Origin of the sequence: Vreelandella neptunia (genome assembly GCF_034479615.1) — a bacterium.
GTDB classification, from domain to species: domain Bacteria; phylum Pseudomonadota; class Gammaproteobacteria; order Pseudomonadales; family Halomonadaceae; genus Vreelandella; species Vreelandella neptunia.
The window spans coordinates 1,229,100-1,243,113 of the sequence record NZ_CP140255.1 but is presented as its reverse complement, the minus strand read 5'-3'; the positions used below and the strand labels follow the sequence as shown (position 1 = coordinate 1,243,113).

The 14,014-nt window shown below is 55.7% G+C and carries 8 protein-coding genes; 2 read left to right on the top strand and 6 right to left on the bottom strand.

What is annotated here, in order from left to right; translation table 11 throughout:
- Positions 1 to 106: 106 nt before the first annotated feature.
- Positions 107 to 2,338: a bifunctional 23S rRNA (guanine(2069)-N(7))-methyltransferase RlmK/23S rRNA (guanine(2445)-N(2))-methyltransferase RlmL gene (rlmKL, locus tag SR894_RS05665; protein ID WP_223287778.1), complete on the bottom strand. Its 2,232-nt coding sequence runs from the start codon at positions 2,336 to 2,338 to the stop codon at positions 107 to 109.
- Between the two features lie 350 nt (positions 2,339 to 2,688).
- On the opposite strand from rlmKL, the gene rmf reads away from it, so the two are divergent.
- The gene (gene rmf, locus SR894_RS05660; protein ID WP_035577708.1) at positions 2,689 to 2,898 is read left to right on the top strand and encodes a ribosome modulation factor; all 210 of its coding nucleotides are present in this window, start codon (positions 2,689 to 2,691) and stop codon (positions 2,896 to 2,898) included.
- A gap of 49 nt (positions 2,899 to 2,947) precedes the next feature.
- Here the strand turns inward: rmf and SR894_RS05655 are convergent, their stop codons facing one another.
- The 5 genes from SR894_RS05655 to SR894_RS05635 all read right to left on the bottom strand — a co-directional run bounded on the left by SR894_RS05655 (position 2,948) and on the right by SR894_RS05635 (position 12,325).
- Entirely contained in the window at positions 2,948 to 4,027 is a 1,080-nt protein-coding gene (locus tag SR894_RS05655; RefSeq protein WP_223287779.1) for a quinone-dependent dihydroorotate dehydrogenase, read from the bottom strand.
- A gap of 445 nt (positions 4,028 to 4,472) precedes the next feature.
- Positions 4,473 to 9,296, bottom strand: a complete 4,824-nt coding sequence (locus tag SR894_RS05650; RefSeq protein ID WP_223287780.1) for an NAD-glutamate dehydrogenase — start codon at positions 9,294 to 9,296, stop codon at positions 4,473 to 4,475.
- A gap of 158 nt (positions 9,297 to 9,454) precedes the next feature.
- On the bottom strand, positions 9,455 to 10,579 hold the full coding sequence (gene trmA, locus SR894_RS05645) for a tRNA (uridine(54)-C5)-methyltransferase TrmA (RefSeq protein WP_223287781.1): 1,125 nt from the start codon (positions 10,577 to 10,579) through the stop codon (positions 9,455 to 9,457).
- Positions 10,580 to 10,628: 49 nt separating this feature from the next.
- Positions 10,629 to 11,465 (bottom strand): glutamate racemase, encoded by an 837-nt coding sequence (locus SR894_RS05640; protein WP_223287782.1) that lies wholly within the window; start codon positions 11,463 to 11,465, stop codon positions 10,629 to 10,631.
- Positions 11,466 to 11,779: 314 nt separating this feature from the next.
- Positions 11,780 to 12,325 carry a hemerythrin domain-containing protein gene (locus SR894_RS05635; protein WP_223287783.1) on the bottom strand — a complete coding sequence of 182 codons (546 nt, stop codon included), beginning with the start codon at positions 12,323 to 12,325 and terminating at the stop codon, positions 11,780 to 11,782.
- Positions 12,326 to 12,636: 311 nt separating this feature from the next.
- Between SR894_RS05635 and SR894_RS05630 the strand changes: the two genes are divergently transcribed.
- A complete protein-coding gene (locus tag SR894_RS05630; protein WP_223287784.1) occupies positions 12,637 to 13,971 on the top strand; it encodes a replication-associated recombination protein A in 1,335 nt (444 codons plus the stop codon).
- Positions 13,972 to 14,014 lie beyond the last annotated feature (43 nt).

Sequence of the window (14,014 nt, the reverse complement as noted above, 5' to 3'; positions counted from 1 at the left end):
ACAATGATTATCTGCCGAGTTTCAGCCCTTGTGGGAGGGAGCTTTAGCTCGCGAATGTTTGGCTCTTGGCCTAATGAGACTATAGGGTGCCTGCCGCATCAATCCATTATTTATGCCTGAGTAAAAACACATGGTGCAGGTTCGTACGCCGCTGGAAATCGGGGTCGAAACTGCGCCCGGTGATATCCTCTACCGCGTAGCGCTCGCTGAGTGATTCATCCAGTTTAAAGCGCCGCTGGTTATTAGAAAACACCAAGGTTCCACCGGGTGCCAAGCGCGCCATGGCGAGCTCCACAAGCCGTGGATGATCGCGCTGCACGTCGAGGGTGTCGCGCATTTTCTTCGAGTTAGAGAACGTCGGCGGATCCATAAAGATCAGGTCGAACTCGGCGTTGGCGGTTTCCAGCCAGCGGAAACAGTCGTCGCGAACCACGCGATGCAGCCGTGTATCAAGCTTATTCAGCGCAAAGTTGTCCTTGGCCCACTCCAGGTAGGTATTGGACATATCCACGCTCACGCTGTCGCAGGCGCCGCCTAAGGCGGCCTGCACCGTTGCCGTAGCGGTATAACAGAACAGGTTCAAAAAGCGTTTATCGCTGGCCATTTCGCCCAACATGCGTCGTACCGGGCGGTGGTCTAGAAACAGACCGGTATCCAGGTAGTCACGCAGGTTCACCCAAAGCCGAGCTGTGCCTTCCTGCACCTCAAAACGTTCACCGCTGGCAGCGCGCTTCTGGTACTGGGCGCTGCCAGTTTGGCGCTCGCGACGCTTGATATAGATCTTGCTGGCGTCAACGTTAAGCGCCTCGGGCATGACTTCCAAAGCATCGTACAAGCGTTTCTGCGCTTGAGCTGGATTGATCGAACTGGGCGCCGCGTACTCTTGCACGTGTACGCGGTCACCGTAACGATCCACCGCCAACGCGTACTCGGGCATATCGGCGTCATACACGCGATAGCTGGTTTCGCCGCTCTGCTTTAGCCACTTCTTCAAACGCTTCTGATTTTTAATCAGTCGATTGGCAAACATCTGCGCATTGTCTTGGTTTTTATGAGCCGTTTGCTCTTCGCTAACCTCTTCACTAGGCGGCGCCACTGCACCGCTCTCGCTCTTAACCGGCTTTGTATCGCTAACGGTCGGTAGGTGCTCGGCGTCACCAATCTCCATGAGCAGTAGCTTGGCATCCAAGGCACCGTTTTTAAGCGCGTACTGTTTGTGCGCACGCATCCCCAACCGGTGGCCGAGATCAGGGTTGCCGGTAAACACCGCCAGCGTCCAGCCAGGGAATAGCGCTTTGGCTTTCTCACCCAGCTGGGCGTATAGACGCACCAGCTCAGGCAGCTCCCCCAGGCGCTCGCCGTAAGGAGGATTGGTGATCAGCAGGCCACGTTCGGCGGTGAGCGTTTCGGGGCGGGTAAGCTGGGCAAGGCTCTGCCCATGCAGATCAATCAATGCCGGGATGCCCGCCCGCATGGCATTGGCTTTCGCCGCAGAGAGCGCCGCGGGGCTCTGGTCGAAGCCTAATAGCTGGGCCTTGCAGCGCTTGCGACCAATCGAAGCGCGCGCTTCGGCTTCACGCTTCTGTTCCCGCCATGCTTCGTCATCGTGCCCTGCCCAGCCGTGAAAGCCGAACCGTTCCCGGTTGAGGTTCGGTGCCTGGTCGGCGGCCATCATGGCAGCTTCGATCAGTAGCGTGCCGGCACCGCACAGCGGGTCAATCAACGGCTCTCCCGCTTTTAAGCGCTCGGGCCAACCCGCGCGCACCAACAGCGCGGCGGCCAAATTCTCTTTTAGCGGCGCATGGCCTACATCCCGGCGGTAGCCGCGGCGGTGCAGGCTCTCACCAGAGAGATCCAGCCCAATAGTTAAGTTCATACGGTGCAAGTGGGCATAGATGCGCAAATGCGGTGTTTTGGTATCCACATTGGGGCGTTCCTGCCCCGCCAACTGGAGTGCATCGACTACGCCGTCCTTAACGGTTTGCGCACCAAAGCGGGTATGGCGAATCTGTTCGCTGCGCCCGTGAAAATCGACCGCCAGCGTATTGCCAGTCGCCAAGTGTTTAGTCCAGGCAATGCGGGCAACCACATCGCGCACCTGATCGGCGGTGTCGATCATCGACTCGCGTACCAGAGTCAAAATGACCCGGTTGGCCAATCGCGACCATAGGCATACCCGGTAGGCGATGGCTTGGCTGGCGGTGAAATACACACCGGCCACCGTGGTTTTACCCGGCGTGGCGCCCAGTGCCACTAGTTCATCGTGGAGCAGGCCTTCAATGCCTTTGGGGCAGGTGGCAAGCAAATTTAGCGGAGCAGTTTGGTTCGACTCGATCATGATAATAGCGGCGCCGAAAGGCGCGGAATTCCTGTATATAACAAATGAGTTTACGTTTTATGACAAATTGATAGTCGACAGATGACCCCATCATGGTCTAACAATAAGAGAGTAGCTACTGAAAAACGCATGCGTTACCTGTCAGGGTCGAGATTTAAGACTCGGCCTATGATTTGAATGAGATCGCCACTCGACCCGTTCAGCTCGTGAGTGCTAGACATTGGAGTTGAGGCGGCGACTCGCTCTTGAAGCAAGCTCTCGGAATAATGGATATTTTCGGACATGTTTTGTGAATAGATTCGACAATATCCTATTTCTTATCAAAGGCTTTCGTGAAAAGAGGTTAGCCAATGAAACGGCAAAAACGTGATCGCTTCCAGCGGGCTTATGTCCACGGCTACAAAGCGGGTGTATCGGGTCGTTCTCGTGATGACTGTCCCAGTCAAGATATCAATTTACGCGAATACTGGATGAGCGGTTGGCGTGAAGGTCGCGGCGACCAGTGGGATGGGATGACCGGCATCTCCGGTATCCATAAAAACCCCATGGTCATGACTTAACGTTTTATTTTTTCTTTACGTCTGAACGAAGGTTTCAAGTGAGCCCACTTTAATCGGTGGGCTTTTTATCGGCTGGCGTTCCAGCGGCTGGCGTTCCAGCGGCTGGCGTTCCAGCAGCTAAATCCTTTAACGCTCTGGCGCACTCCCCCACCAGCTTCGGGCCTTGGTAGATCAAGCCTGAATAGAGCTGGACTAAATCCGCTCCAGCGGCGATCTTGGCTTGAGCTGCAGCGGCACTATCGATACCGCCTACGCCAATAATCGGAAGCTGGGGGAGCTGCTCACGCAGCTGGCGAATCACACGATTGGATGCCTCAAAGACCGGTTTCCCAGAGAGTCCGCCGGCCTCATCCGCTTGGGGATCGCCCTGCACGGCCTCACGGGAAACCGTGGTATTGGTGGCAATCACGCCATCAAGGCCATTGCGCTCGATACTTGCCGCCATTAAGGCTACTTCTTCAGCGCTCATATCCGGGGCGATCTTAATCAGCAATGGTACGTTGCGACCCGTTTGGTCATTGAGCTGTGTGGCTCGTGCTCGAATCGGCCCTAATAGCGCGTCCAGCTGCTCGCCGAACTGAAGGGTGCGCAGCCCAGGCGTATTCGGCGAGGAGACGTTAACCGCAATGTAGTCCGCGTAAGGGTGTACGGCGTCTAAACATACCAGGTAGTCATCCAACGCATGCTCTACTGAAGTAGTCAGGTTTTTACCGATATTGATGCCCACAATGCCGCCGTAGTGGCGCTGTTTGACCTGCTGAATCAGGTGCTCAACCCCCTTATTGTTAAAGCCAAAGCGGTTGATGATCGCTTCATGCTGCGCTAAGCGAAACAGCCGGGGCTTGGGGTTGCCTGGCTGTGGCTTAGGCGTGACGGTGCCCACTTCCACAAAGCCAAACCCCAGCGCGCCAAGCGCATCCAGGTGGTCAGCATTCTTGTCCAGCCCAGCTGCGAGACCCACCCGATTGGAAAACCGCAGCCCCATCAGCTCGATAGGGTCATTTACCGAGTGTCCAAATAGCGGTGTTACGCCGCCCACGCGATGCAGCGCATCCAATGCACCTAGCGCCATGCCGTGGGATTTTTCTGGATCAACGCGGAAGAACAGCGAGCGAGCGAGGTGGTACATGGTTAGCATCTCTTGAATCAGGACAGAACGGGCGCGTGGTTGAAAACAGTCACTCATTACTCAATGTGGAATTAACTCTGCCAGCCTGATAAGTACTCCAGTGGGAGGTAGCTTTAGCTCGCGACCATTTGAGCTTCCAGCCTGATATCCCTATTCGCCGAAGTGTCGGTCCATCGCTGAAGCCTCCTCCAACAATAAGCTCCTAGCCTAATCAGGCTAAGGGGTACCTGCGGTATCCTTCGCGCGCTGAAGCGCCCTCCCACAATGAGCTTCCAGCCTGATATCCCTATTCGCCAAAGTGTCGAACCATCGCTTAAATAGTCAATATATAGCCCTCAAAAGAGGACAAATAACCGAAAACGGGCACTAGTATAACGCAATAAAGCGCGCCCCGGTGGAGAACCGGAACACGCTTTACAGTGGACTATGAAAAAGCTAGTCGAACCTACGCCTCGCTGTCGCTCTCGGCAAGGTCTACCAGCTCGCGTACCGCCACGGCGAAGAGGGCAAAGCCACCCTCACTACCGCCGCGCACCTCTTCAATAAGGCGGCACCAGCGGCGATGCAGGTCGGCGTGTTGATCCAGCCACTGCTCTACCCGCTCTTGGGTATCGCGGCTGCCAGCGTCGAGTTTCAACACGCTGGTGGTCAACGCAAGCTGTTGACGCTCAATGTCGTCACGGAAGGTTTCCCGGGCTTGAGCCTGCCAGGCGTCACGCACTTCCAGCTGGGTTACCTGCTGAATCATCCACGGCAGCTCCAGGCGGCTGCCAATTTCGTACAGCACTTCCGCCACCCGCTGGGGTTTTTCATTGGTCAGGCGCGCCGCTTGAATAATACCCAGACCGGCGTAAAGGCTTGAAGTGGCTGACACGGTAGATGCCAAGGCTTCCGGCACACCCGCTTCCAGCAGCTCGTCACGGCGGCTATTCCAGGCGCTAAGCTCTTCACCGCTCAGCAGCTCACCAATACCTTCCTGAAGTTGCGCCAGGCGGGGAGCGAAGTACTCGATGGTATCCTGGGTCGAGAGTCCCAAGTGCTGCCGCACAAACCAGCGTGTGGCGCGGCGGATCAAGCGCATCAGGTCGAGCATCATCGAGTACTGAATACGGTTGGGCACCTGATTATCGAGAGCTTCAATTTGCGCCCATAGACTGGGTAAGTTAAAGCTGTCACGGGCCACGATGTAGGCTCGGGCAATGTCGGCACGTCCCGCTCCGGTAGAGTCCATCAGGCGTCGTACAAAGACGATACCCATGTGATCAACCAGATCATTCGCTACCTGAGTGGCGACGATTTCGCGCTTAAGACGGTGCTCGTACATCTCGTCTTTAAAGCGCTCCACCAGCACCGATGGGAACAGCCGTTCCAGATGACGATGAATATAGTGATCGTCCGGCACATCCGAGGTGATCAAGTCGCCTTTCAAGGTGCTCTTGGCGTAGGAAATCAGCACCGAAAGCTCCGGCAGGCGCATGCCTTGACCGTTGCTGGCGCGATCTTTCAGCACATCGTCGGTGGGCAGGAACTCCAGCTCGCGGTCAATCTGCCCGGATGCTTCTAGTTCGCTGATAAATCGGCGATAAGGGCCCATCGAATAATCGGAAAGGATAGCCGACAGATCCAGTGCCTGGCTTTGGCGGTAGTTATCCAGAATAACCAGATCGCCCACCTCATCGGTCATTTCCGCCAACAGCTGATTGCGCTGCTTATCGGTCATGTCACCGCGCTTGACCACTTCATCGATCAGGATCTTGATATTGACCTCGTGGTCTGAGCAGTTCACCCCGCCCGCGTTGTCAATAAAGTCGGTGTAGACGCGCACGCCTTTGGCTGCGGCTTCCATACGTCCGCGCTGGGTCAAGCCAAGGTTGCCGCCCTCGCCGACCACCCGGCAGTTCAAGTCGTTGCCATTGATGCGCAGGGTGTCGTTGGCTTTGTCGCCCACATCGGCGTCGGTTTCGTCAGAGCCCTTCACGTAGGTACCGATACCGCCGTTCCAAATCAAGTCCACCTTGGATTTGAGCATGGCGCGGATCAGTTCATTTGGCGACAGGCGCTCCTCCTTAATACCGAAGACCTGCTGCATCTCCGGCGTGATGGCAATCGACTTGGCGCTACGGCTAAAGATGCCGCCACCGGAGGAGATCAGTTCCTGGCTGTAGTCTTCCCAGCTTGAGCGTGGCAGAGCGAACAGTCGCTTACGCTCGGCAAAGGAGGCCTCTGCATCCGGGTTGGGGTCGACAAAGATATGCAGGTGATTGAAGGCACCCACCAGTTGGATCTTGTCGGAAAGCAGCATGCCGTTGCCGAAGACATCTCCGGCCATATCACCAATTCCCACCACGCTAAACAGGTCGCGCTGGGTATCCACATCGAGATTTTTAAAGTGACGTTTAACCGACTCCCAGGCACCCCGTGCGGTGATACCCATTTTTTTATGGTCGTAGCCGTTAGCACCGCCAGAGGCAAAGGCATCGCCCAGCCAATGCCCATACTCAATGGAAATCTCGTTGGCGATATCTGAGAAAGTCGCGGTGCCTTTGTCGGCGGCTACGACGAGGTAAGCGTCGTCCTCATCATGGCGGACAACATTTTCCGGCGGCACAACATCGCCGCCCACCAGGTTATCGGTGACATCCAGCAGCGCACGGATAAAGATCTGGTAGCAGGTAATGCCCTCTTTCTGGACGACGTCGCGGCTAGCATTTTCCGGCATGCGTTTACACACAAAACCGCCTTTAGCGCCCACTGGCACGATAACGGCGTTCTTCACCTGCTGCGCTTTCACCAGCCCCAGCACTTCGGTGCGGTAATCTTCAAACCGATCCGACCAGCGCAGACCACCACGGGCCACTTTGCCGCCACGCAGGTGGACACCTTCCACCCGCGGAGAGCAGACAAAAATCTCAAACATGGGCCGCGGCTTGGGCATGCCGGTGACCTTGGAGGGCTCCAGCTTATAGGCGATGTAATCCTTAAAGCGCCCCCCCTCTGCCAGCTGGTAGTAGTTGGTACGTAGGGTGGCGAGGATCAGCTCCATAAAGCGGCGTAGCAGCTGGTCATCGTTAAGGCTGGCAACGCCTTCCAAGCGCTCATTTAAGCTCGTGATGCACTCTTCGGTGGCGTGGTTCTGCTGCTCAGGATCAAAGCGCAGGCGGAATAGCTCAACCAGCTCGCGGGTAATGGCAGGATAGTTGGCCAGCGTAGCAGCAATGTAATCCTGGGACATGCCGAAGCGGATCTGTTTGAGATAGCGGGCATAGCCGCGCAGCATGGCCACTTCACGCCAGTCCAGCCCCGCGCCGATAATCAGTCGGTTAAACGCATCGTTATCGGCTTCGCCACTCCAGATACGCTTGAAGGCTTCCGTGAATACATCGCGCATATCGCCCAGGCTGACATCCGCGCCGCTGTGCTCAAGCTCGAAATCGTGAATCCAGTAGCGCTGTTCAGGGGCATTAATATCGTAGGGGCGCTCGCCAATCACTCGCAGGCCGAGATTTTCCATCATTGGCAGCACGTCAGAGAGCGGAATCTGGGATTCGCGATGGAACAGCTTCAGGTTGACGCCACCGCCCTGCTCTTCTAGTGGCCGATAGAGCGATAGCGAGAGGTCGTTCTCGCTATCCAGTGTCAGCAGGTGCTGAACATCAAACACCGCGGTGCGCGCGGAGAAATCTTCACGGTAGCTGGCCGAGAACGCCTCACGGAACTGATCCATCAGGTTGTTAGCGCGCTCTTCACCGAAGCCTTCGATCATGGCGTTCTGCAGCTCATCGCGCCAGCTGCGCGCCAACCGTGCCACTTTGCTTTCCAAACGCTTGAGATCGTAGTCGCTGGGCGCGTCACCATTAAAGCGCAGAATCAACTGAATACGCGCTAGCACCGACTCGGATAAATAGGTATTGAAGTCGCCAAAGTGGGCGTCTAACTCGTCGCACAGCGCGTTTTGAATCCGCTGACGCAGATCCGTGGAGAACACGTCCCGGGGAACAAATACCAGGCAGGAGTAGAACTTGCCGCTGATATCGGCGCGGATAAACAGCCGCACCTGGCGGCGCTCGCGGATATTGAGAATGCCCAGCGCAGTGCTGGCCAGTGACTCAGTATCGATCTGGAACAGATCATCCCGGGGGTAGACTTCCAGCACCTGTAACAGCTGCTTGCCGTTGTGGCCCTGGGGATTAAACCCAGCGATATCCATGACGGCTTTGAGCTTGCGGCGCAGCAACGGAATATTGCGCGGCGACTCGTTATATACCGTGGCGGTAAACAAACCAAAGAAGCGCCGCTCGCCAATCACATTGCCGTCATCGTCGTAGCGGTCAACGGTGATGTAATCAGGGTAGGTAGGACGGTGCACCCGAGAGTGGTGGGCGCTTTTGGCAAACGACAGTAGCTGGGGCACCAGCACATAATCATTGTGCTCATCCACCCCCTCTTCGGTACGAATCCGCTCGCAGTAGCGCGGCTGATCCAGGCGGAACACGCCCAGCACGCTATCCGCATCGCGCTTTAACTCGCTGCCTTCCAGCAGGTACTCGTCGTAGCCCAGGAACGTAAAGTTATCTTTGAGCATCCACTCTAAAAAGGCAATCGCCTCTTCGTGGTCGTCGGGGTCGATCTGGGGTGGACAGTTTTTCTCAAGCTCTTGAATCGACGCGGTAATTTGCGAGCACATGGCGTCGAAATCGCTCACGGCGGTGCGTACATCGCGAAGCACGTCATTTAGATTGCTTTCGATTTTCTCAAGCAAAGCCACGTCGGTGTGCCGATCTACCTCAATGACAATGAGCGACTCGCGCGCTTCAGGTGCGTTTTCGGCTCTGGGCGAGGCCAGCGCTTGCAATTGATGACGCTCATCACGGGCGACTGCAAGCACGGCGTTTTGAATGGCGTGAACCGTCAAACCGCGGCGATTGAGCTCGATACGCACCGAATCGACCAAAAACGGCATATCTTCGTGGAGAACGGCGACAAAGGTATGCGTCGACTGCCAGCCGTGCTCTTCAAAATCCGGGTTAAATACCCGTACTTTGGGAGTTTGCGGATCATGGTGCTGCAAAAACTGCCAGATCGACAGCGTTGCGCCATACAGATCGTCCAGGCGACGATCCACTAGGTCTTCCACCGGCACGGTGGCATAAAAGTGCCGAGCAAAAGCGTCCACAGTAGCAGCGCGAGCGGGGTCTAGCCGCGCATTTAACCGCTCCTGGAGCTGCTTCAAAAGATCTTGCCGACTCTCTTCAATCGCAACGTAGTGCATCCATCACCTCGACTGCCTGGGCCATTAAACGGCCAAAAAACGAAGGACAATAGGCCTTTAGGCCAACATAACCGCTAGCTTACGCTACCTATCGTCACGGCCCTAATCACCTGACGTGTTGTTCATGGCACATACCGTTTACGCATTAGGTCGAATACTCACTCAACCACCCGCCGCTTCAACAGCACCCCACACTCACAGTGGTCGGTAAACGGAAACTGGTCAAATAGCGCAAAGCGCTCTATCTCATGGGTGTTGGTCAGTATGGTCAAATTTTCAGCTAACGTGGCTGGGTTGCATGAAATATAGACGATCTGAGCGTACTCGCTGATTTGTTCACAGCTCTGCTCGTCTAAACCAGCACGGGGCGGGTCGACCAGCACAGTGGAAAAATCGTACTCTTCCAGCGCCATTTCCGCCACGCGTCGCCCGGCTTTATCGCCCTTCAGTGCCAGCGAAAACTCCTCCGCTGACATACGACCAATCTGCGCGTTCGTTACCCCATTGGCTTCCAGGTTCACGTTGGCGCTGGCCACCGACGTGCGGGAAATTTCTGTGGCCAGTACGCGGCGAAAGTTGTCCGCCAGGGCAATGGTAAAATTGCCATTGCCGCAATAGAGCTCGACCAGGTCTCTCTTTGCATTACTCTCCTGCTGGCCAGCGGTAACTTCCCGCGCCCAACTGAGCATTTTTTGACAGATATGTGCATTAGGCTGGGTAAAGCTATTTTCGACCTGCTGATAGTGCAGCGTGCGGCCATCCACCTCTAGCCGCTCCCATACGTGGTCACGAGTCAGTACGATGCGCTGCTTGCGGGAGCGGCCAATAATCATAATGCCCAGCTCAGCCTCAAGAGCACGGGCTTCGCGCTCCCAATCCTCGCCTAACGGTCGATGGTAAATCAGCGTTACCAGCGCCTCACCTGACAGCGTGGTTAGAAACTCTACCTGGAACAGCCGCCGACGTAGCTCATCACAGCGCAGGCAGGCCTCGCGTAGCTGCGGCATCAGTTGATTGATTCGCTCACTGGCGACTGCGTACTGATCTAACCGAATCACCCGCTTGTTCTTCGGGTTCTCTGGGTCTACCTCGAACATGGCGTAGAAGAGGTCGTCCTCTTCGTGCCATATGCGAAACTCGCAGCGCTGACGGTAATAGCCGGGCGGCGATTCAAATACCTCTAGCGCTGGAGGCTGAAAAGCGGCAAAGGTACTTTCCAGGTAGTCGCGTTTGGCGGCTAACTGCTCAGCATAGCGTTCAGGTTCTACAACGGGGATAGCCAAGGCTGCTCCTTTGAATAATTCGATCAGCAATAAGAGTAGTAAATAGTGTTCAACAGCCCACGCTAAGCAATTGGGGTGCCCTAAACCCATAGCGGGCCAAACCAGCGGTCAGGTTGGCAGCAGGGGCAGTAGTAAAGCAGCGGCCATCCTGATGATCGCTGTATAGCTCAGCGACAACTTGCCCAACCCGCCGGGCAATGGCATCGCCGGAGTCGACCCAGTGTAGCGGCACGGGGGTAAGCTGCTTCAGCCAAGGCTTTAACAGCGGAAAATGCGTACAGCCCAGTACCACTGTATCTAGCTCTGGGGTATCCAGGGCCTGATGGTCAGACGATAAACAATGCGCAGACGACGGAGGTGCAATGGCGTGCCATAACGGCGCCAGGGCCATCTGCATGCGATCAATATTAGGGGTGACACCTGCCAGGTACGCTTCCGCCTCGACCACCAAGGCATCGGCGGCAACGCGAGTAATGACACAGTCGCTGGCAAAGCTATCAATTAAACGCTGGGTGTAGGGCCGCCCTACCGTGGCCTTGGTGGCTAACAGCCCAATATGACGTGTTTGGCTGATCGCTGCGGCAGGTTTGATAGCGGGCACGGTACCCACGACAGGGATCGCTAACTGCGCGCGTAAATTTTCCAGTGCCAGGGTACTCGCGGTATTGCAGGCAACGACCAGAACACTCGGCTGACACGCTTCCACAGCGGAACGGCACACCGCCACAATTCGTTCGGTCAGAGCTGCATCTTCGCGCAGGCCATAGGGCAACCAAGCATTGTCGCAGGCATAGCACAGGGCAGCATCAGGGTAGTGTTGGCGCAGCGACTGCGCCACTGAGAGGCCGCCGACACCGGAATCAAAAATTAACACGGGGCCTTTCATGACTCTGCCTATCATGGCTCTGCCTGAAAAAAACGGAGCCGCTATTTTAGCATGCTCCGTCCATGATTTTAGCAATTGCTACTACCCTGTCAGAGCCAATCGCACATTATCAATAATTCCCATTCAATAGCCTATGAGGTTCGGCTCTAGAGTGCTGAAAGCACACCTTAGCCTCATCAGGCTATTAGCCAACACATTCGCGAGCTAAAGCTCCCTCCCACAATGGCTGGAAGCACCACTTCATCTCACTAGGCTCAAGGCTATGGTGGTAGGTCGCTTCAGCGGGCGAATTACCCTGTTGAGACGCTTTTCGACTATACCGCCGGGACATCTGCCCCACGCAGTTCGGAGTAGAGCTCGGGATAAGCGTCCTGTAGGCGCTCCAGCTCTTTCTCTGCGCCTTCGGGGAGCGCCTGACGCAGCTCTTCCATATCTTCCTCGCTAAAATGCTCGTCAATCAGCGGGAACAACCCCTCGCGTTCGTGACGCAAATAGGCACGATGCGCTTCCAAATAATCTTTTAAGTCATCGGCAAAACGATCCATCGGAATGATGTTATCCATTAACACCATGTCGATGTCGTTGGAGAGGCGCTGTAAGCGCGGCTTTAGCTCACGATAGTCATTCGCCATCTGCTCGGTAAGGGCAATATGCTCTGGGGCCTGGGTTTGCAATCGCTCCACGCAGACGCGTTCAAGAGGGGCTGCAAAACCATCCATATAGGACAAAATATAGTCGACGACCTCGCGCATAAGCTGAAAGTTGGGCCGCTCACCTTGGGCCAGGGTTTTCTGCTTAAGCTGCAGGACATGGAGTAATCTCGCCATGTTGGCATGATCTAGACGCAGTTGGTTTAACATCGAACTGTCTCCTTTTATTGTGTCATGCCTACCGTCGTGCCTTCGTGATTGACGGCATGCGATAATAAGCGCGAGGTAACAAACATGCTGTGACGCTAAAACATATCGTAACCTAAGCGTGTCGTAACTATCGGGGGTTATCAACAGGGGTTATCAACAACGGTTATCATAAACAATGCCCCTCTAGCGTTATCCTAGCAAGTGTATCTTTCTGATAGGTTACGCCAAAGGTAGTTCGCTAAGGCACAGTTTACCACCTAAACTTGTTGGCAATTTGTTGCTCAACGTACTGATTTACAACGGAAGCTTACATGGATCTTTTTGATAGTGCCGAGGCAACACCATCTGACGATGCCCCGTTAGCCTTTCGTATGCGCCCACGCCAATTAGACGATTATGTGGGCCAACAGGCGCTGGTGGGGCCAGATAAACCCCTTCGCCGCATGGCAGAATCAGGCGTTGTGCGCTCAATGATTCTATGGGGGCCACCAGGCGTTGGTAAAACCACGTTGGCAGAGCTATTAGCGCGAGCTTCCCAGGCTCATCTAGAGCATCTCAGCGCTGTGATGGCCGGGGTGAAAGAGATTCGCGCCGTGGTAGAGCGCGCCCAGCAGATGTCATCCACGGTTATCCTTTTTTTAGACGAGATTCATCGCCTCAACAAGAGCCAGCAGGATGCTTTATTGCCCCACGTCGAGTCGGGCCTGTTAACACTGATTGGTGCCACCACCGAAAACCCCTCATTTGAAGTCAATTCGGCGCTCCTCTCCCGCGCGCGGGTTTACGTGCTGAAATCGCTCACCCAGGAGGAACTGATCACGGTGATGCGCCAGGCCCTCAACAACGTAGAGCGCGGGCTGGGTAAGCGTGACATTCAGGTGGATGACGAAGTATTAACCGCCCTGGCCCACGCCAGCGCTGGCGATGCCCGACGGGCGCTGGGGCTATTGGAAACCGCCTGCGATTTCGCTACCCAGGAAGCGAACCGCGAAGTGCTGCATAAAGAGGTGCTCGCCGATGTGATAGGCCACCAGGCTAGCTCTTTCGATAAGCAGGGTGATGCTTATTACGACCTGCTTTCGGCTATTCACAAATCGATACGCTCTTCACGCCCCAACGCCGCTTTACTATATATGGCGCGCTTTATGCAGGGCGGCGGTGACCCGCTGGACGTGGTGCGCAGGTTGACCGCCATTGCATCAGAGGATGTCGGCAATGCTGACCCCCGCGCCCTACCGCTGGTCATTGCCGCCTGGGATGCCTATCTGCGCTTGGGTGATTACGAAGGCCAGCGTGCGATTGCCCACGCGGCGATTCATTTGACGGTGGCACCCAAAAGCAACCGTATAGACCGAGCTTGGAATGAAGCCAAGCAGTTCGTGCGCCAACAACCCCAGGTTGAAGTGCCAACATACCTGCGCAATGCGCCCACTAAACTGATGGAGCAGTTGGGTCATGGCGAAGGGTATCGCTATGCGCATAACGAGCCAGACGGTTACCCGGCGGGAAGCGCCCACGACTGCTGGCCTGAAGAATTGCCTAAAGCCACCTTCTTCAAGCCGAGTTCGTTTGGTCAGGAGAAGCGCTTTGGGGAAATTATGGCGTGGCGGGAAAATCTTGATCAGGAAGCAGATCAGGCGCCCTGAGGCGCCTGATGTTTAAAGCAGTGGCAGTCTACTAAACTAGGGG

Excerpts from the sequence above, each read along its gene's own strand:
- rlmKL (WP_223287778.1), bottom strand. The coding sequence starts at position 2,338 with ATGATCGAGTCGAACCAAACTGCTCCGCTAAATTTGCTTGCCACCTGC.
- rmf (WP_035577708.1), top strand. The coding sequence starts at position 2,689 with ATGAAACGGCAAAAACGTGATCGCTTCCAGCGGGCTTATGTCCACGGC.
- SR894_RS05655 (WP_223287779.1), bottom strand. The coding sequence starts at position 4,027 with ATGTACCACCTCGCTCGCTCGCTGTTCTTCCGCGTTGATCCAGAAAAA.
- SR894_RS05650 (WP_223287780.1), bottom strand. The coding sequence starts at position 9,296 with ATGCACTACGTTGCGATTGAAGAGAGTCGGCAAGATCTTTTGAAGCAG.
- SR894_RS05640 (WP_223287782.1), bottom strand. The coding sequence starts at position 11,465 with ATGAAAGGCCCCGTGTTAATTTTTGATTCCGGTGTCGGCGGCCTCTCA.
- SR894_RS05635 (WP_223287783.1), bottom strand. The coding sequence starts at position 12,325 with ATGTTAAACCAACTGCGTCTAGATCATGCCAACATGGCGAGATTACTC.
- SR894_RS05630 (WP_223287784.1), top strand. The coding sequence starts at position 12,637 with ATGGATCTTTTTGATAGTGCCGAGGCAACACCATCTGACGATGCCCCG.